Here is a 26,765-nt window from a genome sequence, read left to right as displayed (position 1 = left end):
TTTGTTATTACAATGATGTATCATTTTTCTAAAAACAATCACTTAAAATAACTTTTTATGGAAAAAAATGATACACTAGTAGTGAAGTATTTTTAGGAGGGATCATATGACTGACGATGCCAAAAAAGAACAAAAATTTGTTCAAGATCAAGACGTTGTTTCAGTTTCAACGAATGAAGAAGTATCCTTTGGCGATATCAAACAAGTCGCTTCAAAAAATATCGGTCAGATGCTGCAAGACCTGCAAGATTTTGAAGTAGCGATCGAAAAAGAGGATATTCCTGAAATTTATCGTATATATAATGGTCGATTGCATAAACAGCTAAAAGAAACATCAAATCAAAATCATGAGATTGACGAATTACTATCAAGAAAGTTCCATGATAACTTCACCCAAACATTTCCTTTCATGATGCATTGTGCCAAAATATCTCCTACCGTGCATTACTATAAATTAGGGACCTATTATCATGAGCGAGCGACGATTGGTATCGATGCGAGCATTCCAGAAATTTTTGTGATCCCTGAGATAGATGAAGAATGGGAAAAGTTTCAACGAGGCGATCGTGAGATGCTGACAGCCATCGAACAACAAATGGATAAGCTGGAAGCCAAACGGATCACTGCCCTATCAGAAGTAAAGGAAATCCAAAATCAGATCGATAAGCTTACGGCATCCGTAAATGAATTGACTGAGTCAAAGGGCTTTTTCAATCGGACAAAAATCGATGAAGAACTAGAGCAGTTGACTTCTGAGCGAAAAGCATTAGAAGCCAAACGTCGGGAATGGGAAAGATATTCAAATAATGACGAAGAGGTTTTTGCTGAAAAAGAACGCCTGCAACAGCAATACCAAACATTGCGCTTAAAGAAAGCAATCGTGGAAAAAGAATTCCGTCAAATTGATACCTTTTTTGGATCATTTGATGAATTTACGGCAAAAATAATGGCTTTCTTAGCTCACTATACTGGAAAGGAGCTGACTGAAGTTGACGAAAGAAACGCAGACGAATCCTGAGGAATCACAGCTGCTGGAGCAGGAACCGACTCTAGAGGTCCAAACAGAAGGAGCTAATGAAGTCGAGGAAAACGTATCAACAAATGCGACGGACTTAGTGAATGACGGTCCTTTAGTAGAAGATAGTGGAAATGTAGGGGATGATTCTTTTGATTCAGCAAAAGAAGAAACTGACTACGAAGATGATTATTATGCTGTAAAAGCGCAAGATCACCAACGAATCGAATCGCTTATTGAGCAAGCCGAAAACGAACTAGCTGATTTAAAATTGAGAAAATCAATTATGGAAGCTGATTTTTCTGGATTGCTTGCTCATTACCGCCAGTTGATTTTAACAGATCAAGATATTTCGGTGATCGCCAAAAAGACATTGCTTGAATACTATGCCTATGAATTCTTGAAACCATTAAAAACGATTCATTTAACTGCTACTGATAACTATGACACATGGAAGACAAAGCATTTCAATGTCCGTTTTCGTTTAACAGAAACAAAGGAGCTCGAGTTTAGTTTCAAACTTAATCCAGTCAATTCTACGTATCAATCTAATTATTTGACATTGTTGACTATCAATTCAAACTCCCAGTCGGTGGTTGTCAATGATGAACAGATTTTGCATTTAATCAGTCAATGGCATGCGGAGAATATTTTCTCGGTCAATCAGCTTTCGCTCTTTAATTATGATGTCAACTTGGTATTGGCGCATTTAAAAGAATTAGGCTTTACGGTTTCACCAAGCTTGATCGACAATACCCAAACATTGGCTGTCGATATGGAGACGGACTTTGCTGTTGCAGCAGAAGTTCTCGATCAAATTTTCATTATTACAATGGAGAATCAGCAATATGATTTTATCACAGAAAACAAAGGTGAAATTCTTGTTTTACTTGATAAAAATCAACGATTGACGATTCATTTGTATACAGAGTCCACTTTACTAACGATTGATTCAGATCAATGGAAGCGATCCTTATTAGATTTCTTCACAAGCTATCCATTTTTGGTTCCGCTTGTCGTGGAAGGTGAAGAATAAATGTTCTAAATTCATTAAAAGTGCTAGAATGGTTTTTATAACTATTCAGCACTTTTTTTTTGGAAGGAGCAGTATGATGAAAAACAAAGCACTAGGTTTTTATGAAGGACGATCTTTAGATGAGTCAAATGTATTTATTGAAAAGGAAATTCCGATACCCAATTGCCAAGCAAATGATTTATTGGTGGAAGTACAGGCAGTTTCGGTCAATCCAATCGATACAAAAAGACGGCAAATGACTGCTTTAAGTGAAGCGTTCCAGATCCAAGGGTATGACGCCGTTGGGATCGTTAAAGAAATCGGCTCAGCAGTTAATGGCTTTGCCGTTGGTGATCGGGTGTTTTATGCTGGAACCACACAACGACCTGGTGCGAATCAAAGGTTCCAAACAGTTGATTCTCGGATCACAGCAAAGGCACCAGCCGGCTTTTCTGATGGCGATCTTGCAGCTATGCCATTAACGAGTATTACAGCGTGGGAATTGCTTTTTGAAAAATTTGGGTACGTGCCTGAAGAAAACGCGAATGATGGATCGATTTTATTGGTCAATGCCAGCGGTGGTGTTGGCTCAATTGCGGCGCAACTAGCAAAATGGGCAGGATTGACAGTCTATGGCACTGCGAGTCCTAAGAACGATCAGTGGCTTAAAAACAATCAAGTGGATCAAGTACTTAATCATCGCTTGCCGTTGGCTGAACAAATCACTGAGCCTTTTTCAGCCGTTGCAATTTTTTATGACGCCTCGGCCTATTTGCCACAATTAACGAAAGCAATCTTGCCGTTTGGCAAAGTCGGAATGATCGTGAATACGAAAGAAGCGCTAGATTTAAATCCATTTAAAAACCTCGGCATCGATTTTTATTGGGAGTATATGTTCGCAAAAACAGATGCTCAGTTGATGATTGAAACACAAGGGAGCATTTTGCAACGGATCGCCTCGTTACTCGCTGACAAAAAGATCCATACGACTGCGGTCCAAACGTTTGATGGAGGAATTACCATCGAGACCTTAAAGCTCGCTACAAAAGCGGTTGAGCAAGGAACAAAAGGAAAGACAGTGATCACTGGAGGCGTCCGCTAGATGGAAGAAGAGGAAGCGATGCTGTTTTGGGATGAATTTGCCCAAGAATATGCACAGATTCAAAGAGAATCCCAATTGAAAATTGCCGAAGAGGTAGCAGCTTTTTTGGTGGAGCAGAAAGTGTTCCCGATATCGGCCTTCGTTGACTTTGCTGCGGGGACTGGCCGCTACATTTCAGCATTTTATCCTTATGTAGATGAGTATTACGCAATTGATTTTTCAAAAGAAATGTTAAAAATCATTGAAGAAACGACGGAAGATCCGATGAACAAGCTCCATCTGGTTCAGCAGAGCCAAAAAGACTTTTTATCCGCAGACCAGCACTGGCCCTGTATTTTTATGGCAATGAATCCAGCAGTCAGAGACAAAGAAGCATTGCTTCAGTTTCAAAAAAAGGCCCATCAATTGATTATTCTAAGAATGATCGCAGAAGAAGAAAACGTGTTTCAGCCTTATGAAAAAAATCTTTCAGCGAAGAATGACCTGAACCTAAACAATTGGTACAAGAAGTGGTTTTCAGAAGAAGCGATTGATTGGCAGAGTCGGCAATTCGAGTATATTTTGAAGGAAGAGATCGATCAAGAATTATTTCATCTTTATTTTGAGGAGGAGTACTCATCGGAACAACGGCAACAAATGGTTCAACATGTCTTTGGTGAGGCATTGACTGTCGAAAGCCAAACGAAAATCACCTTTGAGCTTCTCATAGCCTAAGTAAAATCACACAATGGGTATCAAAAAAACGAGATTCTGACATAAGATCAAGAAACAGGTACAGGAGCTAGGCTTCTTTTGGCTGCGGACTGGAAACATCTTATGCTGGAATCTCGTTTTACAGTGAATTTGCTACAATAGAAGGTATACGATGCTGCCTAATAACAGTAAAAAAATGATGTTGACGATAAAAAACAGCTTTTGAAACGTTCTCGCTTCTTTTGGTTTGGCTTGTTTCAATAATTTGTACCCAATCAAATTCGCCAAAGAAGCAATCAATGTACCCAAACCACCAACATTGACGCCCAAAAGAACGGCTTTTTCTAAATCGGTGAAAGGAGCAATCAAAATTGCTGCTGGAACGTTAGATATTCCTTGGGAGAGTAAAATACTACCTAAAAAAGCGCGATGCGTTTCTTGAAAATACGGTCGAATGTGATCGGTGACCAGAGATAGGTCTTGAATATTCCCGACGATCAAGAAGAAGCAGAGAAAGGTAAGTAGTAACCGATAATCAACTTTTGCAAATAATCGTTTATTGCTAAACCAAACCACGGCTGCGACGACAAGCACGGCGATTGAAATAGGGAGAATACTAAAAATACCAAGAATCATAAGGACAAATAATCCTGAATTAAGCAGCGCTGGCTTTTTTTCAAAGGGTTCTTCTTGCAGGGCGATTTCCAATGGAGTCTTTGGGATGAGCTGGATCGAAACAAGGAGTAATAGTAATGAAAGTCCCACAAAGGTGCCGGTAGTCCACATGAATTGTGGCAGCGAAATCTGATAGTAAGAAAATAAAAATAGATTTTGCGGATTTCCAAATGGAAACAGGCTGCTTCCTAAATTGGCTGCTACGATCAAATAGACAGCGCCTAATAAGACACTGGTGTGCTGTTGTTCTTTCCTCGTTAAGAGTAAATAGATGGGCAATAAAGTTAAGATAGCCACGTCATTTGTTAAAAACATCGAACTGAAGAAGCTTAGCAAGACGATTGCGCGGATCAAGTCACGCAGATTGCGACTTTTTTCCACTAATTTTTGTCCAAATGCTCGTAAAAGACCAGCTTCTTCTAACCCATTGATTACTAACATTAATCCAAACAGTGATAAAATCACTTTAAAGTCAATAAACGACCAACGGAAGGTGCCGAAAAAACACGCAATAAGTGCTAGTAGCAGGGAAATCGAAAATAATCGATCCGTTCGAAAAAATGCTAACATTCGTTTTCCCATAGTTCACCACCTTTCTTCTCAAGAATTTTACCATTCCTATGCTTTAGGAACAATAAATCACGCTTTTTCCATCGAACTCAAAGACATTCAGGCAATTTTTATAGTTGACAAACGACTCATTAATTGGGAAATTAGTATGTGAAAGGTGAAGGAGGTTCAAGAATGAATGTGATGCAGCTGCTTGAAAAAAATCAGCAGGTACATTTTCAAATTTTGGCTGTTTTTTTTCAGAATGGCTCAGAAGTCTCTTATAAAAAGCTTGCAAGAACGTTATCTATTTCCGCGCCCACTTTGCAAAAAGAACTTCAAAATCTTCATCAAAATTTAGCTGCTTTCCATGAAGACGCAGCTTTGATCTATTCAGAAAATGATCAAGTGCAATTGGTATTGCCTCTTGATTTTTCCCTGAAGCAATTTTTTTATGCCTATCTTTCAGAAGCAATCGATTTTCAGATATTGTCGTATTTGTTTTTTCATCGAGATGAGTCAACGACGAAAATGATGTTAGAACTGATGTTGAGTGAAGCTTCATTGTTTCGTCGATTCAAAGCGATCAATCAGTTATTGAAAGAATTCGACATCCAATTAAAAAATAAAAAATTGATTGGGGATGAAAAACAGATTCGCTTTTTCTATTATCAGTTTTTTTCACAAAGTTATCCCAATGAAGAATTGATCGCTCGCTTGAACGCACCAGCCATCAACAATTTGATTCGAGTCATTGAAAAACAGTTGCAGACAACGTTTAGTCAAGCAGAGCGTTGGAAAGTCGGGCTTTGGTTAGGCATTATGGAAGCCCGTTTTGATTATCGCGGCTCGCAACAGCATGAAGCCTCGTATCCATTGTTGAAGTCATTGGAAAATGAAGCGATGTTCCAGCTTTTGCGGAATATATTAGGGCGCTATCTCAGTCGTTTTGCCGTATCCTGGAGCGATTATGAAACGGTATATTTCTATTTATTTTTATTAGCTGAAGGCTTGATTCGCCCTTCACTGGATGACTCCTTGCAAAAATCACTTTTCTTCCAAGAGATCGATGCGTTAAATGGGGAGCTGCTGCAGGCCATTGGTGATACTGAAAGAAAGACTACGGAAACTTCTACGGAATTACGCGTCTTCTTGACGAGTGTGACGATCCAAGCATTGTATATTCATGGCGGCATTATTGCCTTTGCTGAATTTCAGCCGCAAAGTGTTGCGAATGAGAGCTTGATCGAAGTGGCACAGCAAGCAATCGAACAGTTAGAGAAAAACGTAAACCAGTCCTTTTCTCTTGAGAAAAAGCAGCATTTGACCAATGAATTGCTTTTGATCCGTCAATGGATTCAAGTAAAACAGGAAAAAGCATTTACGGTAGGCATTTTGCTGACTCAATCACGATTACGCAGTGGCTTTTTACGGCGCTTTTTGATCAAAGAATTGGCTGGCTATCCGAATATTCACTTCGATGGGACGAAGGAGAAGGACTATGATCTATTGATCGTTGATCATTCTGAGATCTCGGAAGGCTATCGTTATAAAAAACGATTGATTTTAACAGGTGGTGCAACCCCATTTGAAGAAGAGCGGCTTCATCAAATCGTGGATGAAATACGAAATGAGAACCTTGAAAGCGAGTTGGAAAAGATATGAGAATAGTGATTATTGGAGGCTCTCATGCAGGAATTGCTGCTGCCCGTCATTTAAAAAAAGTTGACCCAAAAGTCGATGTGATAATTATAGAAAAATCAAGCGTTCTTGGTTATGTTGCCAGCAGTTTGAATTTAGTGCTAGAAGGCTACATTCAGCGTTTGGAAGATTCCAAAACGGCTACTGCCAGTGAACTTCTTTCAGAAGGAATCAATGTGATGCTAAATAGTGAAGTCACAAAAATCTTTCCGCAAGAACAAACGGTTCATTTTGTCACATCAACGGAATCTTATCAGCAAGAAGACGAAGTGAGTTATGATGGTTTGATTTTGGCGATGGGATCGAGTACTTTCCGTTCGGAGTTTGCCTCAGATGTTGAAGCACATATAACGACCTACAAAACCATTGGTCAATCAAAACAAGCATTAGAAAAAATTGAGAATGCCCAAACCGTTGCGATCGTCGGTGCTGGTCTGATCGGGTTTGAATTAGCGGAATCTTTAAGCGGACAACAAAAAGCCGTTCATTTGATCGATCGCATGGATACGCTGTTGTTCCGTTATTTTGATCATGAAATTGCCAAAATTTTGATGGAACGCTTTCCTAAAAATTTGCAGATCTATCTTAACAGCAATGTCGCTCATACGATCAAAAATGAGAAAGGCGATTATCAAGGAATTGAGCTGTCAAATGGAACGAAAATTCAAGCTGACGTGGTCGTTTATGCTGTCAATCCACGTCCAAATGTTGCGCTAGTAGAAGATTTTCTGAAACTAAATCTGGATGGCACGGTATCGACAAATGAGTATTTGCAAACGTCTGACCCAGCGATTTATGCAATTGGGGATCTTGTTTCGATCCCATTTAATCATTCGGATAGCTTCTTGTATATTCCTTTAGTAACAAATGCTTACCGCACCGGGATCGTTGCTGCCACCAATTTATTGGCAAATGAACGGGGAACAACGAAAATTCCTTTTCCAAAAATGCAACGGACCGTCGTCAGTAAATTGTTTGGCTATTTCGTCAGCAGTTCAGGTATTAATGAGACTGAGGCACCGTATTACGGCTTTGAAGTAGATTCAGTGACGCAAACATTTCATTCTCGGACATTTTTCGCGACAGATGAGGATTTTGAAGTAACGTTAAAACTGATTTTTGATCAGCAAACGAAAGTGATCATGGGGGGACAAATCATTACGAGTGATCGTGGAAGTTTGGAGATCATCAATACGATCTCAACCTTGATCAATAGCAAGACGACCTTGCACCAGTTAGCAACAATGGATTACTTTTTCAATCCAACCATCTCATTTCCACTGCACTTTTTGAATCAATTGGCCCTTGATGGCTTGTTAAAGTAAAATAGTAAGTCTTGATAAACCTGCGATGATCGCAGGTTTATTTTTTTTGAATTGACGTTATTCGGGAGAAAATAGCGATGGCACGATGAAAAGTATCGCGTATTAAAACCAGGTGAGGTTGTGCTGAACTTCGATGCCAACTGGTATCGCTATCTTTTTGATGAAGAAACTCGTAAAAAATATGACGACCAACGTTTTATGACTGAACGATTTCCGGTAAAGGATTGTTATCGGTAGACGAATATTCCTTGGATGGAAACGTTAGCTCAACAGTACCCTTTATCTGAAAAGCTACGCCCAGCTTGGGATGAGCATGTGTGAACTAAACAGGGGGTTCAACAGATTGAAACGATGGAACGTGTAAATGAATTGTTATTAAATGAAACTCAGAAGTTGAATCTAGCCTTCTCAAGTATTTATTTGATTAAAGCGATTAAATAGACTTCGTTGATAAAAAAAGACGTGCTCACAGTCTTTTATTAGAGAAAAATATCACATAATCCCTTACCTACGCAGATTCGTTTTCACTGAAATTGCTTTGGTAAAGGGTTTTTTTAAAAAAACTTCTTGTGATTTTAAGTGAAATACGTTACCCTATTAAAGAGAGTGAGAATCATTCTCAATAAGGGGGGGCGGGGCATGTTGAAAAAAATCGGATTACTGCTGATCTTGATTCTTCTTGTGGGCTGTTCGTTACTGGTAGGTACCCATGATTTATCATTAAGTGGTTTACAGCAGGGTGATCCGAATCATTGGCTTGTTTTGGTAAAAGTTAGGCTCCCACGGACGATCAGTTTGATCATTGCAGGTGGAATCATTAGTTTATGTGGGAAAATCATGCAGCATATGATGCAAAATAAATTTGTGGCATCTGAGTCGATCGGATTATCTGATAGTGCTCGTTTAGGAATTTTGCTAGTCATGCTTTTTCTGCCAAATGCTTCAAACTTGATTCGGACAACCGCAGCATTTGTGTTTGCTTATGCAGGTGTTTTGTTCTTTTTATTTTTAAGCCAATTTCTACCAAAGAAAGATCCAATGATGCTCCCTTTGACCGGGGTGATGTTCGGTAATATCATCGGTGCCATTAGCAGCTTCTTGGCCTATCGCTTCCAATTGGTTCAAAATGTCTCTTCTTGGCTTCAAGGAAACTTCGCTACTATTATGGCTGGCCAGTATGAACTTTTGTATTTGACGATTCCAGTATTCGGTCTGTTGTATTTCCTAGCTTATGAGATCACGATTGCTGGTTTAGGAGAAAGTGCCGCCAAGAGTCTAGGGATCAATTATCTGTTTTTACGCTTTGCTGTGTTCGCTCTGGTGGCGTTTGCCAGTAGTGTCGTTTTATTGACCGTTGGACAAATCCCTTTTCTGGGGATCGTTATCCCAAATATGATCGGCATGGTGTTTGGGGATCATTTGAAGAATAATCTACTGCTGATCAGCTTTGCTGGAAGTGCATTTTTACTTTTATGTGATGTATTGGCACGCATCGTGATTGCTCCGTATGAGATGCCCGTAAGTGTGGTTGCCGGTGTACTAGGTGGTTGCTGCTTCTTGATTTTGCTGCTGGGGAGGAAGTTTCAATGAAGAAAAAACTCTTTCTTTTGTTCTTTCTGATCCTTTGTGCCGCTACTGCCTATCTGACCTATAACACCTATGGTAATTGGTCATTTGCTTTTGTATTGCGGGGCCGTCGGATCTTCGCCTTTGCTCTGGTGGCGATCGCAATTTCCTTTAGTACGATCACCTTACAGACTGTTACGAGCAATCGCTATTTAACACCAGGAATCTTAGGCTTGGATCAACTATATGTCCTGGTTCAGACCCTGTGTTTCTTTTTTATCGGCGGGATCCAGATGCTAAGCCAAGAAACAGCAGCGATGTTCTTATTCTCTGTCAGTCTGACTGCCATTCTAGGAAGTTTATTGATCGGTTTTTTCTATCAAAAAGCCGTTAACGGATTGTTTTTGTTGTTGATGGCTGGAATGGTCTGCGGCACGATGTTCAGTAGTCTGAGCACGTTTTTGCAAGTCTTGATGGACCCGAATGAATATGATTTACTGCAAGGACGCTTATTCGCTAGCTTTGGCAATATCAATACGCAACATCTCTTAATTGCTGCTGTGATCATTTTGATTGGTAGTAGCTGCCTGATTCTGTGGATTCCAGAATTGAATCTGTTGCATTTAGGAAGCAGGCAAGCCAAAAGTCTAGGCGTTCCTGTTCAATGGCTTCATAGAGGTATTTTATTTTTGATTGCGCTTCTGACAGGTACCGCTACGGCACTCGTAGGTCCAGCTGTTTTTCTCGGCTTTGTAGTGGCAACGATCACCTATCAGCTTTTTCCCACCTATCGCCATAGTTGGTTGTTTGCTGGTGGCAGCCTGATTGGTTTTCTCCTGTTAGTAGGAGGGCAGTTCTTAGTGGAACAAGTGTTTCAATGGCAAACGACCATCGGCACCGTGATCCAATTATTAGGCGGTATCTTCTTTATAAGCAAATTGCTGCTGGAAAGGAAAAAATCATGATCGAAACAAAAAATGTATCCAAAAATTATGCGAAAACACAGGTGTTGACCGAGTGTTCTTTAGCATTACCTGAGCAGAAAATGATTGCCTTTATCGGGCCAAATGGTGCGGGAAAAAGCACCTTACTCTCCTTGGTCAGTCGGATGCTGGACCAGAGAACTGGTGATATTTATTTAGATGGAACTGAGATTCGCCAATGGAAATCCAAAGAGCTAGCCAAAAAAATGGCTTTTTTGCAACAAAGCAATCGCTATGCAGTCAATCTGACTGTAAGAGAACTGGTGGCATTTGGTCGCTATCCGTATAACCGCGGGCAACAATCGGCAGCGGATAATAGGATCATTGATGATTCTTTGGCTAAGCTATCCCTTACCGAATACGCCGATCAATCGATCCATGAGCTTTCTGGTGGTCAGCTACAACGAGTTTACTTGGCGATGATCTTGGCTCAAGATACAGATTATCTGCTGTTGGACGAACCGTTAAACAATCTAGATTTGAAGCACGCCAACCAGCTGATGAAGCTATTGACCACCTTGGTGGAAGACTATCAGAAAACCGTTGTGATCGTTTTGCACGACATTAATTTTGCCGCTCGATACGCCGATCACATCGTTGCTATGAAAGACGGTCAAATTTTTAAAGCGGCCGACACTGAGGCTGTGATCCAGGAGCAAGTGTTGGCATCGTTATATGAGATTTCAATCAAACTGGTACAAGTGGATGGTCGGCAATTTTGCTATACCTTCCAATAAAATGTATTTCTAAGGAGGAAAAAAATGAAAAAAATTGTAGTAAGCTTTATGAGTATTTTCGTATTAGCGGGGTTGACCGCATGCGGATCAAATAATACTGGTACAATCGAATCGACAGGGACACAGCAAAGCCAAACTGCTCAGAGTGAACAGACACCGACAGAGGTTGAAATCACTGATAGCAATGGAACTGTTACTGTTCCTTATGCACCAGAAAAAGTGGTGATTTTTGACAATAGTGCCTTAGACACGATGGATGCGCTTGGCCTTGGGGATCGAATCGTTGCTGCTGCGACCAGCAATTTACCAGATTATTTATCAGCGTATGCAGATGTTGAATCAGCAGGGGGAATCAAAGAGCCTGATTTAGAAAAAATCAATCAACTGCAGCCAGACCTAATCATTATTTCTGGGCGACAACGTGATTTCCAAGAGGAATTGTCTGCAATCGCGCCAACCGTTTTCTTAAGCGTTGACAATAGTGATACTTGGGCATCGATCGAAGCCAACATTACGACCATTGGTCAAATTTTTGGTAAGGAAGAGGAAGCGCAAGAACAACTAGCATCGTTACAAGGTCAGATCGATACCTTGAAGGAGCAAGCGCAAAATGCTGACGAGAAAGCCTTGGTTGTTATGGTAAATGAAGGCAATCTTTCTGCTTTTGGGCCAGGTTCTCGTTACAGTATCTTGTATGATACGTTTGGTTTCCCTGCAGTAGATGAGGAATTAGAGGCGTCGACACATGGACAAAGTATTTCTTATGAGTACTTGCTTGAGAAAAATCCTGATATCATTTTCGTGATCGACCGGACAAAAGCGATCGGCGGCAATGAAAGTGAAAGTGAATTTGTTGCAAATGAAATCGTCCAAGAAACAAATGCTGGGCAAAACGATCAAGTCATTGAATTGGATGCTGCGGTTTGGTATTTAGCAGGTTCAGGCTTGGAGTCGATCCAACTAATGATGGACGATGTCAAACCAGCCGTTGAATAAATAGGTGAGAAAAGCAATCAAGTAATTAGGACACGCGTATCAGTTTACTGAGAATGCGTGTCCCTTTTTATTTTCCTATTTTCTAAGACCTACGACTGATTTTTGATAACTTTCCCTACTTTACTTTACCTGTCGTAGTAATTGTTTTATAATTAGTACGACAGATGAAGTAATTTAGGAGGCGATTGCGTGATCTCGAGTGACGGAATTCGCGGCTATAACGACGCAATCATTTTATCCATTCTTTCCAATGAAGATTCTTATGGATATGAAATATCCAAGCGTATTCGCGAAGGAACAGATGCTTTATATGTGATCAAAGAAACGACGTTGTATTCCGCTTTTACTCGGTTAGAAAAACAAGGATTGATCCGCTCATATCCTGGAGAAGTGACGCATGGCAAAAAGCGGACGTATTACCAGATAACTGCAGACGGAAGAGCAAGCCTTACGGAGAAACTATTGGAGTGGCAGCAGACAAAGATCGTCGTTGACCAGTTCTTACAAGGAGGAGACAAATGAAAACCATTCATGACTATCTAGACAGCTTATTTTTATCAGTACCCATCACACCGGAAACCAAAAAGGCGAAAGAAGACCTCTTAGCGATTATGGAAGACCACTACTTAGAACTGATTCACCAAGGGAAAAGCGAGCATGAAGCCATCGGTGCAGTAATCAGTGAGTTTGGTTCCGTAGATGAGCTGTTGCAAGAGTTAAATGTTTCAAAAGAAGAAGCGCCGATTGATGATTGGTCCGATGCCATCACAGAAGACGATGCGTTTGATTATTGGGGAACTGTGCGACACTTTGCTTTCTCGTTATCTATAGGAATCGGTTTTTGTATCGCATCCCTAGCAGCCTTGATGCTCTTTGTTAGTATATATGCTGAGACCTTTGGAATAATGGTGATGTTTCTTTTTATCGCCATCGGGGTCGGTTTTATTATCTCTAGCAGCTTGCACTTTTCCGGTGCTCGTAAACAGTTGGATGATCGTCCAATAAAAAGGGATGCCAAACGAGAAGCCGCTCAGCAACTCGCAAATTATGAAAAAAGTTTTCGGATTGGTCTTGTTTTAGGAATTGGTGCCTGTATTTTATCACTTGCGCCTGTACTTTTAAGTGAGTTGTTTTATTATTCTGTTGAATTTGGGATTTCCTTGTTTTTCTTGACGGTTGCAGCAGGTGTGTTCTTTATTATTTATGTAAGTATTATCCGTACAGGCTTTGCGAAGCTGGCAACTGAGACGTATTTTATTCGCGACGAAGACCATCCGGGGGATCGAGCAACACGTTATAAATATGGCGAATCCGCTGGTAGAGTTACCTTTTTTCGAACAGTTTACTGGCCAGTGATTTTGGTCGTTTACATGCTTTGGTCCTTCATGTTTCATGCATGGGCTTACTCTTGGGTCATTTTTGTTATTGGTGGTGTCTTAGAGGACTACTTTATCGGACATACGAAAGCAAAAAAATAAGAGACACTTCAATCGAGAGTGCTTTCTTTACTTTTAAAAAAAGGAAGATTATAATACGCCTTGTAACTGAACCAATCAAAAAAGAACAGCGAGAAATATGGTTCTCTCAATGCTTTTTAAAAGTTCAGAATACAAGAAAAGAGGCAATGAATATGTTAGAAATTCATTATCTGAAAAATGGCAGCAAAGAAATAGCAACAGTCGAATCTCCGGAGCGCTTTCTCGCAAGTCAATACTTGGAAGTTCCACCTTTTCAAGACCATTACCCAGTCGAAGAAGTTTTTTTAGACGGTAAGCGGATTACATTGAGGGATCGAACGATCAGTGGATTGTTCAACTATTTAAATACTAAATAAAAAATTGCCTTTTTCTATGGCTCACTTTACTTGGTGAGGAATCATAGGAAGAGGCAATCTTTTTTATTTAATTGAGAATGAGGGGTGTAATTGAGAATCTAACAACTAGGGAATTGAAATGGAAACGATTAGTCAAACTTACAACTATACTCTATTTGTATTGGATAGGAAATAAATATGCTCATTTCTGAGGAGGATAACATTTTTTTTGACTATTTCTGAATAAACTATTGCTTTTTATAGTTAGATATACTAATAATTAATAGAGATTATTCTCAAATAATTATTCTAATTGGAGGAAATGATATGTCATTAATTGGAAAAGAGATTGGTTCATTCGAAGCGAAAGCTTACCACAATGGAAAATTTATCGATGTTTCATCAGAAGATTTTAAAGGAAAATGGAACGTTGTTTGTTTTTACCCTGCAGATTTCTCATTTGTTTGTCCAACAGAGCTTGAAGATTTGCAAGATCAATATGCATCATTAAAAGAATTAGGCGCAGAAGTTTATTCTGTATCAACAGATACTCATTACACTCATAAAGCATGGCATGATCATTCTGATGCCATCAATAAAATCGAATATATCATGATTGCAGATCCTTCTCATGTGATCTCAGAGATCTTTGATGTACTAGATGAAGCTTCTGGGTTGTCTCAACGTGGAACATTCATCATCGATCCAGATGGCGTAGTCCAAACAGTTGAGATCAATGCGGACGGTATCGGTCGTGATGCTAGTGGCTTGATCGATAAAATCCGTGCTGCACAATATGTCCGTACTCATCCAGGTGAAGTATGTCCTGCAAAATGGAAAGAAGGCGAAGAAACTTTAACGCCAAGCTTAGACCTTGTAGGCAAGATTTAGGAGGCTCTCATGGCATTAGATAAGGCAATCAAAGACCAACTGACGCAGTATCTCGCGATGCTAGAATCAGAGGTTGTTTTTGCGGCAACTTTAGGTGAGGATGATTCTTCCACAAAAGTACGTGAATTCTTAGAAGAAATCGCAGAAATGTCGCCAAAAATCACTATCCAAGCTGTAGCAAGTGAACGGACACCAAGCTTTTCGATCAATCGTCCCGGTGAAGAAAGCGGCATCGCTTTTGCTGGTTTACCGTTAGGACATGAGTTCACTTCGTTTATTTTAGCGTTGCTTCAAGTAAGCGGTCGTCCGCCGAAAATTGACGAAGCACTTCAAAAGCGCATCAAAGCGATCGATAAGCCATTACATTTTGAAACCTATGTCAGTTTGACCTGCCATAACTGTCCTGATGTTGTTCAAGCGTTAAATATCATGGCAGTGCTAAATCCTTCCATCAGTCACACCATGATCGAAGGTGGGATGTTCAAAGAAGAAATTGACAAGAAAAAAATTATGGCTGTGCCAACCGTCTTTTTAGACGGTGAAGAATTTGCAAGCGGCCGTCAAACGATCGAACAGTTGTTGGAAAAAGCAGCTGGTCCGACGAGTAAAGATGACTTTGCTGAAAAAGAGCTTTTCGATGTGTTAGTTGTCGGTGGCGGACCTGCAGGCGGAAGCGCAGCGATTTATGCAGCGCGTAAAGGCATCAATACTGGGATGGTCGTCGAAACAATGGGTGGACAAGTAATGGAAACCCTGGGGATCGAAAACATGATCGGTACTCCTTATACCGAAGGACCAAAATTAATGCGTCAGGTAGAAGAGCACATCAACGAATACAATGTAGACGTGATGAAAGGGCAGCGTGCGAAAGATATTCGTCGCAATGATGTCATCGAAGTTGAATTAGAAAATGGTGCAGTATTAAAAACCAAAACGGCCATTTTAGCAACTGGCGCTCGCTGGCGTAACATCAATGTTCCAGGAGAAAAAGAATTCAAAAATAAAGGTGTTGCCTATTGCCCACATTGTGACGGTCCGTTATTTGCTGGGAAAGAGGTTGCTGTCATTGGCGGCGGAAACTCTGGGATCGAAGCAGCGATCGATTTAGCTGGCATGGCAAAACACGTCTATGTTCTTGAATTTTTACCGGAACTAAAAGCGGACCTTGTGCTACAAAACCGTTTGAACACGTTAGAAAATGTGACTGTTATTACGAATGCGGCAACGAAGGAAATTGCTGGATCCGATCATGTCGAACAATTGACCTACGTTGATCGAGAAACGAATGGCGAATTCACATTAGCTGTTGAAGGTGTCTTCATCTTGATTGGCTTGATGCCGAATACCGAATGGTTAAAAGATCGCATCGTTTTAAACGAACGCAATGAGATCGTCGTAGACAAACACGGCGCAACCAATATTGAAGGGGTCTTTGCAGCAGGGGATTGTACCGATAGTGTATACAAACAGATCATCACTTCAATGGGTTCAGGTGCGACTGCGGCATTAGGTGCCTTTGATCACCTGATTCGCTCGTAAGCGCCTTGCATCATTTAAAATCAAAAAACGTCTCAGGGGCTTCTAGGAGCTGCTGAGCGTTTTTTCTTTTTGTAAGGGCAGTTTGGGTGCAGTTGACAGAAGGACAGCTTCTATATTACAATGAAAAAAACTCGTTCAAAAAAGAAAGAGGTATATTGATGAGTGTCGTAGGTATCTAATCAGCCAATTAAAACAAATAAGCAAAAACAGACTGTTTATTTGTTGTGCCTGTAGATACCGATAAAAATCGTTATTGATGAATCAGGTGATGGGAAACTATCGCTTTTTTTGTACACTTTTTTGGACGGGGATCTGATCGGAATCCTCAGGCACAAGAAAGGATAACTCATGAAGATACCTCAAGCAACTGAATTTGAACAAATTAAAGAACAAGTAAGTAAAAAAATAATCAGCGATTACGGCAAGGCGCGCTTTGCGAATGAAAAACCAGCAGCGACGATCCACTCTGCCCAAAAACGAGTGACAGAGACCACTGAAGCGATGGCGCTATTAGCCGCTGGTCGTCAAGTGCCTTTTATGGGGCTACAGCATGTCTTACACCATACGGAGAAAATTGAAAAAGGGTTTGTTTTAGAACCACAGGAGCTTATCGAATATGGAGACTTTTTACGGTCTTTTCGAATCATCCGTCAATTGTTCGAAAAGAATCAATCGATTGCCCCAAGATTACATCAATATGCACAAGGGTTAGAAGACTTTTCTGAAATCGCCGAAATGATTTTCCAAAAGATTCGCAATGGTCAGGTTGATAGTAATGCCAGCCGAGAATTGCGGAAAATTCGCGGTACGATCGAAAAATATGAAGCTGATCTGAAAAAAGTTTTTGCAAAGTTTTTTAAGGAAAGTCGCTATTTACAAGAAAATCGTGTCATCAAAAAGAACGACCGATATACGTTACCTGTGCGTGCTGAATTTCAACAGCAATTTAACGGAACGATCATCGAACGTTCCAATAAACGAGCGACTGTCTTTATTGAACCGGAGGCAGCTGCCCGTTTAAATGATCGATTGATCTTGGCGCAAGCAGAAGAAACAGCCGCTCAATACCAAGTGTTGTCAGAGTTGACAGGGGCGATCGCCGAACAAATGAACGCCGTGTTTACCTGTCTTGACATTTTAGTTGTGCTGGATATTATTTTTGCTCGGGGAAAATATTGTCGAGAAATCAACGGGCAACCGATAACTATGACTGAGGAAGAAGTTTTGCTTCTTGATCAAGTCCGTCATCCTTTGCTGGGACGTGATGCGGTTCCTCTTTCTTTAAAACTTGGCGAAGAAAACCGCTGCATGGTCATCACGGGTCCCAATGCTGGAGGCAAGACCGTCGTCTTAAAAACCGTTGGACTTGTTTGCGCCATGGCTCATTATGGCTTATTTCCAGCGCACAATGGCAAAAGTACTGTTCCGTTTTTAAAAAGTCTTTGGATGGATATTGGCGATCAACAAAGTCTGGAAAATTCTTTAAGTACCTTCTCTGGACACATGTCGAACATTGCTCAGATTATGAAGAATGCTACCCGACACAGTATTGTTTTATTGGATGAAATCGGCAGCGGCACTGAGCCCAATGAAGGGGCTGCTTTGGCGATCGCCATCATGGAATCCATCTATCGCTCAGGAGCTTTAATGATCGCAACAACGCATTATGGTGAAATCAAGCAGTTTGCCGTCGATCATCAAGATTTCGAAACAGCGGCAATGGCTTTTGATGCCAAAACCTTGACACCAAAATATCGTTTGCTGACGAATGCAGTCGGTGATAGTAATGCGTTTTGGATTGCCGAAAAGATGGCGATCCCCGCTGACGTAGTCCAAACAGCAAAGGAATATTTAAAGCATAAAACCTATTCTTTTGAGAAGCAGCTTTTTGAAAAGGGGAAGAAACAACCCCCTCAACAAGAAGCCAAGATAGATCTTATTTTTCAAAAAGGAGACTTGGTCTTTTCAACAGAACATAACCAGCGCGGACTTTTTTATGAGTATTTGGAACAAGGACAAGCGAAAATTTCAATTGAGAAACACTTTTTTGTTGTTGTCGCACGTCGCTTGCAACTCCTCACAAAGCGAGAGGTGCTCTATCCCGCAGGTTATGATCTTGATCAGCTATTCGTTGAGTTTGCGCAGCGCAAGTTTACTCGAGATATTGAACGGGGATCTAAAAAAGCGCAGAAGCAGTTACGAAAAGCAGCGCAAGAACGGCAAACCAATCGACCCGTGGATTGATAGATTAAGAAAACTTTCAATCGATAGACCAAAATCAAGCAAGCAGTCCTTTTTCAGCACCTAGAAAAAGGACTGCTTTTTTTAAATGTTCGTTTTTTTAATAACGTCCTTTATCGATGCCGTTCCTTTGTTTGGATGATTATTTTGGTTGTTTTTTCTTTATAGAGCAGAAAATATTCGAAATATCTAAATTCTTTAAGAAAAGTTAAAGAAAAATAAAAATAACAGAGAATTGGTTGTATCTTTATTCGAGGAAGGGTACCATTCATATTGGATTGAAAAATAACATATAACCTTGTTAGGTGAGGCTCCTATACAAACACAAGCTATTGCGCAGAAACGTCGAAAGACGCCAATGTGTAAAACAGGAATTGTCGGATTAAGGCTTTTCATAAAATAGCTAAGAGAGCAAATGACTTTCTTTACGTTGTATAGTGCTAAAACTCGGACGATGAGATTGCTGCTAAAGTCTGACGTCCTAAGAGAAGTGAGACTTTTTTGCTTTTCTTTCTGATGGATGACGAAGCTCATAGAGCAAAATAACTGGTACCGTCTGAACACCTACTCCAAGGCAAGAGGAGTGGAAGCAATGATAGAAAAAAAGAAGATCGATTGGCTGCTGATCATAGCTTATTTGCTATTGAGCCTTATCGGTCTTTTAATGATTTATAGTGCAAGTTCATACCGTTTATTAACGAGAGATCAACCACCAGCGTCGCTATTTATCCGTCAATTGGTCTTTTTGTTACTTAGCTGGGTTCTTTTATTCATTATTCAGCGGACGCGAAGAGAGATTTTGCTTAGCAAATACTTAGCGATCGGTCTGCTAGCATTTGGGATCTTTACCTTGCTCTTAGCTCGTTTGCCCTTTTTCGGTGTCTCTGTTAATGGGGCACAACGCTGGGTCTCGATCGCAGGGATTCAATTTCAACCATCAGAGATTGTGAATGTAGGGATGGTCTTGTACCTTGCTCATTACTTTCAAACTGCAAAAACCACCTTGCAGGAAATGAAACGTCCGCTTTTCGTTTTGTTTTTGTGCTGTGTGTTGATCCTGTTTCAACCGAAAATAGCCGGTGTGATGATTTTGCTTTTTTTAGCATTTGTCATGATAACTACGGTACAAGTCCCCGTGAAGCTGACGGCTCTTTTATTTGGTGGCTTAGTGATCAGTCTATTCTTGGCTGCCCTGTTGATCATGTTTTTAGGCGACAATGATTTATTGCCTCATATTTTTATGCACGTATATAACCGAATTCGCCTAGTAGGTGATCCATTCTCCGACCCTTACAATCAGGGGTTCCAAATGATCCATTCTTACTATGCTTTATTTAATGGAGGGCTTACTGGTCTCGGTTTAGGAAACAGTATTACGAAAAAAGGCTTTTTACCAGTTGCGGAAACCGATTTTATTTTTTCCGTTTTAGTAGAAGAGCTTGGCTTGCTTTTCGGGATTTTTGTTATTGGCTTATTATTCGTAATCATCTTACGTTTATTTATTCGTTCCGCAGCTATTGAAAACCCTCAGATTGGATTGATATTGCTAGGAACAAGTACATTACTTTTGTTGCAAACAAGTATCAATATAGCCAGTATTTTAGGGTTGATGCCGATGACGGGGGTACCGTTACCATTTATCAGCTATGGTGGCTCCAGTTACTTTATTCTTTCATTTGCCTTTAGTATGTGCCTGAAATTAGAGCGAGAGGAGGGCAAACGAAATGAAGTTCCTCAAACGACATGATGCAAACTATGCCTTGCTGCTACCCGTTTTTCTGCTTTTTTTGCTAAGCATTTGGGTCCAGCATCAAGCTTCTGTGATGGATGGCAATGATCCTTCTGGAATCGTTTTTCGACAGATCGTTTTTTGTGTTCTATCCGCCATCGCGCTCTTCGTTACGAGTTTGATCCCAACCAATTTGCTCTTACGCTTTTCGGGTCTTTTGTATGTATTGGCGCTAGGTCTGATGGCTTCTCTTCATTGGTTCTACGATCAAACGATGTTTGAGCAGACGCATACCAAACGCTGGATCAGAATCGGCGACTTTACCATTCAGCCCTCAGAGTTTATGAAAGTGGCTTTTATGCTTTTTATGGTCTATCTCACCTTAGTATATGAAAAACGAAAAGCCGAACGGACCATTAAATCTGATTTGATCTACGTCACTAAGATCTTGCTTTATAGTATACCGACATTTCTATTGATGTTTATGCAACGGGACTTTGGTACGAGTTTAGTGTTTATTGTGATGTTAGGGGCTTTATTTATTATCTCGGGTGTTCATTGGAAAATTTTGACCGTAGTGATCGGTTTGATCGCAGCCCTCGGCGCTATTTTATTGCTGCTCGTGTTTACGGAATGGGGCAATCGTGTCTTGTTTCGACTTCATTTCTCGCAGTATCAATTAGACCGAGTGCGAGCTTGGGCAGATCCCCTAGCTTACCAAGACTCTATCGCGTTCCAACAAGTTCGCAGTATGTGGGCGATTGGCTCAGGAGGCTTATTGGGAGCGCCTGACACCCATACGACAGTGTACGTGCCGGTTCGTGAATCAGATATGATTTTTACAGTTATTGGTGAAACCTATGGCTTTTTAGGAAGTACCTTAGTGATCTTCTTGTATTTTTATCTCATCTATCAAATCATCTTCGCAGCGTTAAAAACGAATAACAAGGCGTCGGTCTATATCGCCATCACGTACGTTTTTGGCTTAGTCTTTCAGATCTTTGAAAATATCGGAGCGGCGATTGGGTTGCTGCCATTAACGGGAATTCCTCTGCCATTCTTAAGCCAAGGAGGAACCTCGTTGATTGCGATCAGTATTGCGATGGGAATTATTTTCGGGTTAGAAAAATTCCCGACTAAAGCGAAGAAACGATCGTACGCATTAAAAGAAAGTAGGGGATTAACATGAGCAAGACAGCAAAACAAGGGGTGATAGGTGGACTGCTTTGTAGCTGTTTCGCATGGTTGTTTTTCCTTGTAGCAATAGAGCCGCAGTGGTTCCAAACGCTTGATACCCTGTTTTCCCACGTGCCTCAATGGCGGACGGCTACAGTAGAAGCGATTTTTGTTCCGCTTGCTAGCACGGCAACGATCGTCCCGATAGCGGCTATTCATTTTCTATTGGCAGCAATTTTGTTTCTTCGGAAGAAAAGGATCGAGAGTTTTTGGTTGATGGGAAATATGATCATAATCAGTGGTGTTGGCCAAGTGATCAAGAAATTCGTTGATCGCCCAAGACCGGAGTTTGCTGACAGTATGGAACGGGCGTCCGCCAGTTTTCCAAGTGGCCATACACTATTAGCGACCACGCTAATTATTTCTCTCCTCTTTTTCTTCGCACAAACAGCGCCTGGCAAAAGAGGCAAACGTCCTATTAGCCAAAAACTAGCTATGTTTTTGGGATTGGTTTATTTACTGCTTATTATGATGAGCCGCTTGCTATTTGGGGTTCACTATCCTAGTGACTTGTTAGCGAGTATCTTGTTGGCAAGTGGAATCAGTTTTATCACATCTGCTTTTGTATTTTCGTTCAAAAAAAGTGTGCGTAGGGGGAAGTAAAATGAGTACAGCGAAAAAACTGATAATTGTCTTCTTAGTACTGTTGATGGGCATCGTATCCGCCGGAACCGCCTATGCTATTAGGGTGTATTTTCAAGTAGAGGATGTCGTGGAGTCTATCCATCGACCGATCGAAGGGCGAGAAGAGGCGGAGGTTATCGAAAACGTCGAGCCCTTAAGTCTTCTCTTGTTAGGGATCGCCAATGACTCTCGTCGCAAAACGGATTACCGGGCAAACACGATCATGGTAGCGACGTTGAATCCTGCTACACGCAAAACGACCCTCACAAGTATTCCTCGAGATGCTTATGTGGAGATCGTTGGGCAAGGCTATCAGGATAAGATCAATCATGCCCATTCATTCGGTGGCGCAAAAATGATGATCGAAACTGTCGAACAATACTTGGATATACCGATTCATCATTATTTCTCCTTAAACATGGATGGGATGGCAGATCTTGTCGATGCGATTGGTGGAATCACGGTTGAAAATGAATTTGCTTTTACGGCAGAAAAAATCGATTATCCAGAGGGGACGCTCGAATTAGATGGCTGGGAGGCACTTCAATATACTCGTATGCGCAAAGATGACCCCGAAGGTGACTATGGACGCCAACGTCGTCAGCGAGAAGTGACAGAGATTTTGGCCAATGAATTAGTTTCTCTATCAAGCGTGATGCGGATTCAGGATCTGTTAACGATTATTGGGGAAAATGGTGAAACAGATTTAACGTTTTCTCAGATGAGTCAACTATTCACCCAATATCAATCGGCACTCGTTACTGTCGAATCTTACCAAATGGCGGGTACTGGGTTCACTGGCGATGGCTTTAGAGGTGAATACGGTATCTCTTATCAAGAAGTGTCGCCTGAAGAACAACAAGCGACGAGTCAGCGTTTAAAAAGCGAATTAATGCTTGATTAAGTAAGCCTTGGGTTTAATTAGTAATAACACCACTTCCTCTTTGTTCCTCTAGTAAATCGTGATTAGAGTTGACATCTGCTTTTCCTCAGGATACTCTTTAGTCAAGCAAAGCAATTCGGCTTGAAGGGTAGCAAGAGCCTGTTCGGAAAAGGACTGTTAACTCTTTATTTGTTGCTATATCGTTTGGTTAAAAGTTACAAGGGGGGAAAAGAATGACTATCATCTTTAAAGATCAATTACCAGCGGATTCAAATCAGATACTCGCTTTGTATAAATGTGCTGGCTGGGTCGCCTATACGAAAGAGCCAGAGCGACTATTAAATGGCCTAGCTCAGTCGCAGGTGATCACTGCCTATGTTGAAGAGCAGCTAGTCGGACTTATTCGATGTATAACCGATGGACAAACTATTCTTTATATTCAGGATCTGTTAGTAGCGCCAGCGTTCCAACGTCAAAAAATTGGCCAGCGATTGCTCAAAAAAATGCTGGCGAGATATCCATCGATTCGACAAAAGGTTTTGATCACGGACAACACAGAGAAAACGCGCCGATTTTATGAGTCTTGCGGCTTTTCCTCTGTAGAAACGCAGCAAATTGCAGCATTTATTTATTCACCTAAAAACGAGTAAATAGCCAGAAACCCGATCGCTAGTTGAAAATGGTCAATTTATTAACGGTTTTATGTTTGATGAAGGAGTGGGAGAAATGAAGCTGCGATTTGCGTTATTTGTGTTAAGTTTAGTGATTGGTGTTGGCGCATGTGGAGGAAGCATGCTGGCGTTTATGAGTATTGAGCCATTAAGGAAAGGACAGTCATTTGCTGGATTGGAATCGTCCATGCTCCAAGGAACGCCATTTACAACATTTCTGATTCCCGGGGTGTTTTTGCTAATTGTGTTAGGACTGGGCAATTTATTGGCAGCTATCCGATTGTGGCGCAACCAAGGGTATCATGGCGAATTGCTTTTAGGCATCTGTTTAGTTATCTGGATCATTGTTCAAGTGATTTTATTAAGGGGCGGGAATGTTTTGCATCTGATTTTCTTAATGTTAGGTTTACTCCAGCTCGGTGTGGCAGCTTACTGTATCAAACACTTGCAACTCTCGGTTCCTTTTTCTGCTCATCAAAATTGATTTTGCAGAAGGGTTTTATGGGTAAAATAATTAAATTAATCAAAAGTTTCCTGTGAAAAACGTGGATTTTTGAAAAAATATTCGCAAAAGGATCATTCGCTTAAAAAATTATGATAAACTGAAAGAAGTGAACGTATTTTCTAGAATCAGGAGGATCAATTATTGGAGTTTCTTAAAAAATCAAAAATTTTTGCAGGTCTGGTGATCGTCTGCCTTTTAGGGATCGCCGTCTGGATCTATTCAAATATACTGTTTGTTTTTCGACCATTAGAAGCAATCTTTTCTAGTGTCTTTTTACCTGTACTGATATCAATTTTTATTTTTTATATCTTTTTGCCTTTCTTTAATTGGGTAAAAAGAAGGACGAAAAAGAAAAGCATCGCGCTGTATGCGACACTGTTGTTGATCGTTTTTGCAGCTTATTTGATCATTCAGGTGATTGGACCCGCATTAGCCTATGAGATGGGACGCTTTATCAATCAAATACCCGTTATTATCAATTTAGTGATCGATAACATCGATCATTCCTATTTGGAGGAACTTTTCGGTCCTTTCATTGATTCGATCGATATTTCGCAAGCGAGTAATTTCGCTTTGCAGTTTATTACAGGGGCAACGAATAGTCTGACGAGTTTGATCTCCATCGTTTCTCACTCAGCAATCGTTTTGTTTACGATCCCACTGCTCTTAGTCTATATGTTTAAAGACGGTGAGAAAGTGCCAGACTTTTTAGCAAACAAAACACCGAAAAAGTACCAAGGTTTGATGCGTCAGTTATGCAGTGATTTCCACCAAGCAGCGTCTGCTTATATTGGCGGGAAATTGCTTGTATGTTCGTACGTTGCCGTTTCCAGTTATTTGATTTTTTCTTTGCTAGGTTTGCAGAATGCGTTGCTTTTAGGCCTGATTTGCGGTGTCTTGGATATCATCCCATACTTCGGACCATTTATCGGAGCGGCACCCGCATTTCTATTTGCTTTAAGTTTAGATATCCGGACTGCCATTTTATTGGTAGTGGGCATCACGATCATTCAATTGGGTGAATCGTATCTAGTTTCACCTCTAGTAATGAATAAAGTGTTGCATATCCATCCGATTATTGCGGTGTTCTTATTATTGATCGCCGGCAACTTGCTGGGATTTGTTGGTATGATCGTTGCACTTCCAGTGTATTCGATCATTATGGCGATGTCTGGCACGCTACTCCGTTTTTTCCAGGAATGCAAACTAGAACGTTCTGTGATCGATAAGGAGTCATTGTAACAATAAAACTTGCTGTTGAAGAAATCTTCATCAGCAAGTTTTTTGTTTTAGGTGACACATAGCACGGTAGAAAGACTCATGATATACTGATTGAAACGAAAACGACGATAGGAGTGAGGAAATGAAGGTTTTGTGGAATGATCAGATCGTTGATCGAGAGGCAGTGAGAATTGATATCGAAGACCGTGGCTATCAGTATGGTGATGGGATCTATGAAGTTATCCGAATATATAATGGCCACTGTTTTATGTTAGCGGAGCATATGGCTCGATTGGAAAGCAGTGCACAAAAAATTAAGCTAACGTTACCCTATTCGATTCCCCAATTGACTGAAAACCTAAAGTTACTCATAAAGACTGAAGGAATCACAGAAGGAGAAATCTATCTTCAGATCACCCGAGGAATCGCTTCTCCGAGAAATCACGAGTTTCCACCAGCTGGATCGGTCAAAGGGGTGGTGACGGCAAATGTGATCCCCTTTGAACGACCAGATGAAATGCAGCAAGCAGGGCTTTCGGCAACCGTCCTTCCTGATGAACGCTGGTTGCATTGTGATATCAAATCATTGAGTTTGTTAGGGAATCTTTTGGCGCTGGATCAAGCGATCGAAGCTGGTTTCGATGATGCGTTACTGCAACGAGATGGCTTTTTTACAGAAGCATCTGCATCCAATCTTTGGTTTGTCATTGATGGGATCGTCTATACTCATCCGGACGGGCGTTTGGTGTTACCAGGTATTACGAAAATGAAGGTCCTTCAGTTGTGTCGCCAATTAGAAATTCCCTATCGAGAAGAACCCGTCCCGATTGAGGCACTACGCGACACGCAAGAGTGTTTCTTGACCAACTCAGTTTGGGAAATCGTTCCGATCGTTGCCATTGATGGGAAACCAGTTGGCACTGGCGTATTGGGTTCAATCACGAAACAATTGCAAGCAGCGTATATCGCTGCCACAAAGAATAAAAGCGATTCATTGTGATTATTCAATAGAAACCACCTAAAAAAGCTTTGGCAACACCCAGTATTTTTAAGGC

General features: G+C 40.8%; 25 protein-coding genes and 1 riboswitch. Of the genes, 24 read left to right on the top strand and 1 reads right to left on the bottom strand.

Annotated elements, in window-relative coordinates; genetic code table 11:
• Window positions 1–106: 106 nt before the first annotated feature.
• From IGI69_RS08780 to IGI69_RS08765, 4 genes are all read left to right on the top strand, one after another.
• Window positions 107–1,018 (top strand): hypothetical protein, encoded by a 912-nt coding sequence (locus IGI69_RS08780; protein ID WP_438740493.1) that lies wholly within the window; start codon window positions 107–109, stop codon window positions 1,016–1,018.
• Window positions 990–2,051: a hypothetical protein gene (locus IGI69_RS08775; protein ID WP_221693121.1), complete on the top strand. Its 1,062-nt coding sequence runs from the start codon at window positions 990–992 to the stop codon at window positions 2,049–2,051. Before IGI69_RS08780 ends, IGI69_RS08775 begins: the two co-directional genes overlap by 29 nt.
• A 73-nt stretch (window positions 2,052–2,124) precedes the next feature.
• Window positions 2,125–3,132, top strand: a complete 1,008-nt coding sequence (locus IGI69_RS08770; protein WP_375354311.1) for a zinc-binding alcohol dehydrogenase family protein — start codon at window positions 2,125–2,127, stop codon at window positions 3,130–3,132.
• The gene (locus tag IGI69_RS08765; RefSeq protein WP_438740490.1) at window positions 3,133–3,846 is read left to right on the top strand and encodes a methyltransferase domain-containing protein; all 714 of its coding nucleotides are present in this window, start codon (window positions 3,133–3,135) and stop codon (window positions 3,844–3,846) included. It begins immediately after the preceding gene.
• 132 nt (window positions 3,847–3,978) lie between these two features.
• Here IGI69_RS08765 and IGI69_RS08760 read toward each other — a convergent pair whose 3' ends face one another.
• Entirely contained in the window at window positions 3,979–5,082 is a 1,104-nt protein-coding gene (locus tag IGI69_RS08760; protein ID WP_438740488.1) for an SLC13 family permease, read from the bottom strand.
• A 162-nt stretch (window positions 5,083–5,244) separates the two neighbouring features.
• Between IGI69_RS08760 and IGI69_RS08755 the strand changes: the two genes are divergently transcribed.
• The 20 genes from IGI69_RS08755 to dat all read left to right on the top strand — a co-directional run bounded on the left by IGI69_RS08755 (window position 5,245) and on the right by dat (window position 26,710).
• Complete coding sequence (locus IGI69_RS08755) at window positions 5,245–6,714, top strand: helix-turn-helix domain-containing protein (protein WP_438740486.1); 1,470 nt, start codon at window positions 5,245–5,247, stop codon at window positions 6,712–6,714.
• Window positions 6,711–8,075, top strand: coding sequence for an FAD-dependent oxidoreductase (locus IGI69_RS08750; protein ID WP_438740484.1), 1,365 nt, complete (start codon window positions 6,711–6,713; stop codon window positions 8,073–8,075). The genes IGI69_RS08755 and IGI69_RS08750 overlap by 4 nt, the downstream gene beginning before the upstream one ends.
• Before the next feature lie 639 nt (window positions 8,076–8,714).
• Window positions 8,715–9,665, top strand: a complete 951-nt coding sequence (locus IGI69_RS08745; protein ID WP_438740482.1) for an ABC transporter permease — start codon at window positions 8,715–8,717, stop codon at window positions 9,663–9,665.
• Window positions 9,662–10,606: an iron chelate uptake ABC transporter family permease subunit gene (locus tag IGI69_RS08740; protein ID WP_438740480.1), complete on the top strand. Its 945-nt coding sequence runs from the start codon at window positions 9,662–9,664 to the stop codon at window positions 10,604–10,606. The genes IGI69_RS08745 and IGI69_RS08740 overlap by 4 nt, the downstream gene beginning before the upstream one ends.
• Window positions 10,603–11,361, top strand: a complete 759-nt coding sequence (locus IGI69_RS08735) for an iron ABC transporter ATP-binding protein (protein WP_438740478.1) — start codon at window positions 10,603–10,605, stop codon at window positions 11,359–11,361. Before IGI69_RS08740 ends, IGI69_RS08735 begins: the two co-directional genes overlap by 4 nt.
• 24 nt (window positions 11,362–11,385) lie before the next feature.
• Window positions 11,386–12,357, top strand: coding sequence for a siderophore ABC transporter substrate-binding protein (locus tag IGI69_RS08730; protein WP_438740476.1), 972 nt, complete (start codon window positions 11,386–11,388; stop codon window positions 12,355–12,357).
• 189 nt (window positions 12,358–12,546) lie between these two features.
• The gene (locus IGI69_RS08725; RefSeq protein WP_005226229.1) at window positions 12,547–12,879 is read left to right on the top strand and encodes a PadR family transcriptional regulator; all 333 of its coding nucleotides are present in this window, start codon (window positions 12,547–12,549) and stop codon (window positions 12,877–12,879) included.
• Window positions 12,876–13,835 carry a permease prefix domain 1-containing protein gene (locus tag IGI69_RS08720; RefSeq protein ID WP_438740474.1) on the top strand — a complete coding sequence of 320 codons (960 nt, stop codon included), beginning with the start codon at window positions 12,876–12,878 and terminating at the stop codon, window positions 13,833–13,835. Before IGI69_RS08725 ends, IGI69_RS08720 begins: the two co-directional genes overlap by 4 nt.
• A 152-nt stretch (window positions 13,836–13,987) precedes the next feature.
• Window positions 13,988–14,191, top strand: coding sequence for a hypothetical protein (locus IGI69_RS08715; protein ID WP_010748444.1), 204 nt, complete (start codon window positions 13,988–13,990; stop codon window positions 14,189–14,191).
• 306 nt (window positions 14,192–14,497) lie between these two features.
• Entirely contained in the window at window positions 14,498–15,061 is a 564-nt protein-coding gene (ahpC, locus tag IGI69_RS08710; RefSeq protein ID WP_005226227.1) for an alkyl hydroperoxide reductase subunit C, read from the top strand.
• 9 nt (window positions 15,062–15,070) lie between these two features.
• The gene (gene ahpF / locus IGI69_RS08705) at window positions 15,071–16,600 is read left to right on the top strand and encodes an alkyl hydroperoxide reductase subunit F (RefSeq protein WP_015509798.1); all 1,530 of its coding nucleotides are present in this window, start codon (window positions 15,071–15,073) and stop codon (window positions 16,598–16,600) included.
• A 348-nt stretch (window positions 16,601–16,948) separates the two neighbouring features.
• Window positions 16,949–18,844, top strand: a complete 1,896-nt coding sequence (locus IGI69_RS08700) for an endonuclease MutS2 (RefSeq protein ID WP_438740472.1) — start codon at window positions 16,949–16,951, stop codon at window positions 18,842–18,844.
• Window positions 18,845–19,131: 287 nt separating this feature from the next.
• Window positions 19,132–19,307, top strand: a riboswitch (M-box (ykoK) riboswitch).
• A gap of 126 nt (window positions 19,308–19,433) precedes the next feature.
• Window positions 19,434–20,588 carry an FtsW/RodA/SpoVE family cell cycle protein gene (locus IGI69_RS08695; protein ID WP_034868647.1) on the top strand — a complete coding sequence of 385 codons (1,155 nt, stop codon included), beginning with the start codon at window positions 19,434–19,436 and terminating at the stop codon, window positions 20,586–20,588.
• The gene (locus IGI69_RS08690) at window positions 20,566–21,759 is read left to right on the top strand and encodes an FtsW/RodA/SpoVE family cell cycle protein (protein WP_005226223.1); all 1,194 of its coding nucleotides are present in this window, start codon (window positions 20,566–20,568) and stop codon (window positions 21,757–21,759) included. The genes IGI69_RS08695 and IGI69_RS08690 overlap by 23 nt, the downstream gene beginning before the upstream one ends.
• The gene (locus IGI69_RS08685; protein ID WP_438740469.1) at window positions 21,756–22,409 is read left to right on the top strand and encodes a phosphatase PAP2 family protein; all 654 of its coding nucleotides are present in this window, start codon (window positions 21,756–21,758) and stop codon (window positions 22,407–22,409) included. The genes IGI69_RS08690 and IGI69_RS08685 overlap by 4 nt, the downstream gene beginning before the upstream one ends.
• Window position 22,410: 1 nt before the next feature.
• The gene (locus tag IGI69_RS08680; protein ID WP_438740467.1) at window positions 22,411–23,334 is read left to right on the top strand and encodes an LCP family glycopolymer transferase; all 924 of its coding nucleotides are present in this window, start codon (window positions 22,411–22,413) and stop codon (window positions 23,332–23,334) included.
• Between the two features lie 212 nt (window positions 23,335–23,546).
• The gene (locus IGI69_RS08675; protein ID WP_438740465.1) at window positions 23,547–23,963 is read left to right on the top strand and encodes a GNAT family N-acetyltransferase; all 417 of its coding nucleotides are present in this window, start codon (window positions 23,547–23,549) and stop codon (window positions 23,961–23,963) included.
• Window positions 23,964–24,039: 76 nt separating this feature from the next.
• Window positions 24,040–24,468, top strand: a complete 429-nt coding sequence (locus tag IGI69_RS08670; RefSeq protein ID WP_438740463.1) for a hypothetical protein — start codon at window positions 24,040–24,042, stop codon at window positions 24,466–24,468.
• A gap of 162 nt (window positions 24,469–24,630) precedes the next feature.
• Window positions 24,631–25,731 (top strand): AI-2E family transporter, encoded by a 1,101-nt coding sequence (locus IGI69_RS08665; protein ID WP_438740461.1) that lies wholly within the window; start codon window positions 24,631–24,633, stop codon window positions 25,729–25,731.
• Window positions 25,732–25,852: 121 nt separating this feature from the next.
• Complete coding sequence (gene dat / locus IGI69_RS08660) at window positions 25,853–26,710, top strand: D-amino-acid transaminase (RefSeq protein WP_438740459.1); 858 nt, start codon at window positions 25,853–25,855, stop codon at window positions 26,708–26,710.
• The last annotated feature ends 55 nt before the right edge of the window (window positions 26,711–26,765 follow it).

The organism is Enterococcus sp. DIV1083b (assembly GCF_051713705.1).
In the GTDB taxonomy this organism is placed as follows: Bacteria; Bacillota; Bacilli; order Lactobacillales; family Enterococcaceae; genus Enterococcus_D; species Enterococcus_D casseliflavus.
Note: the sequence above shows the minus strand (reverse complement) of the source record. Positions and strands in the feature narration are given on the sequence as shown.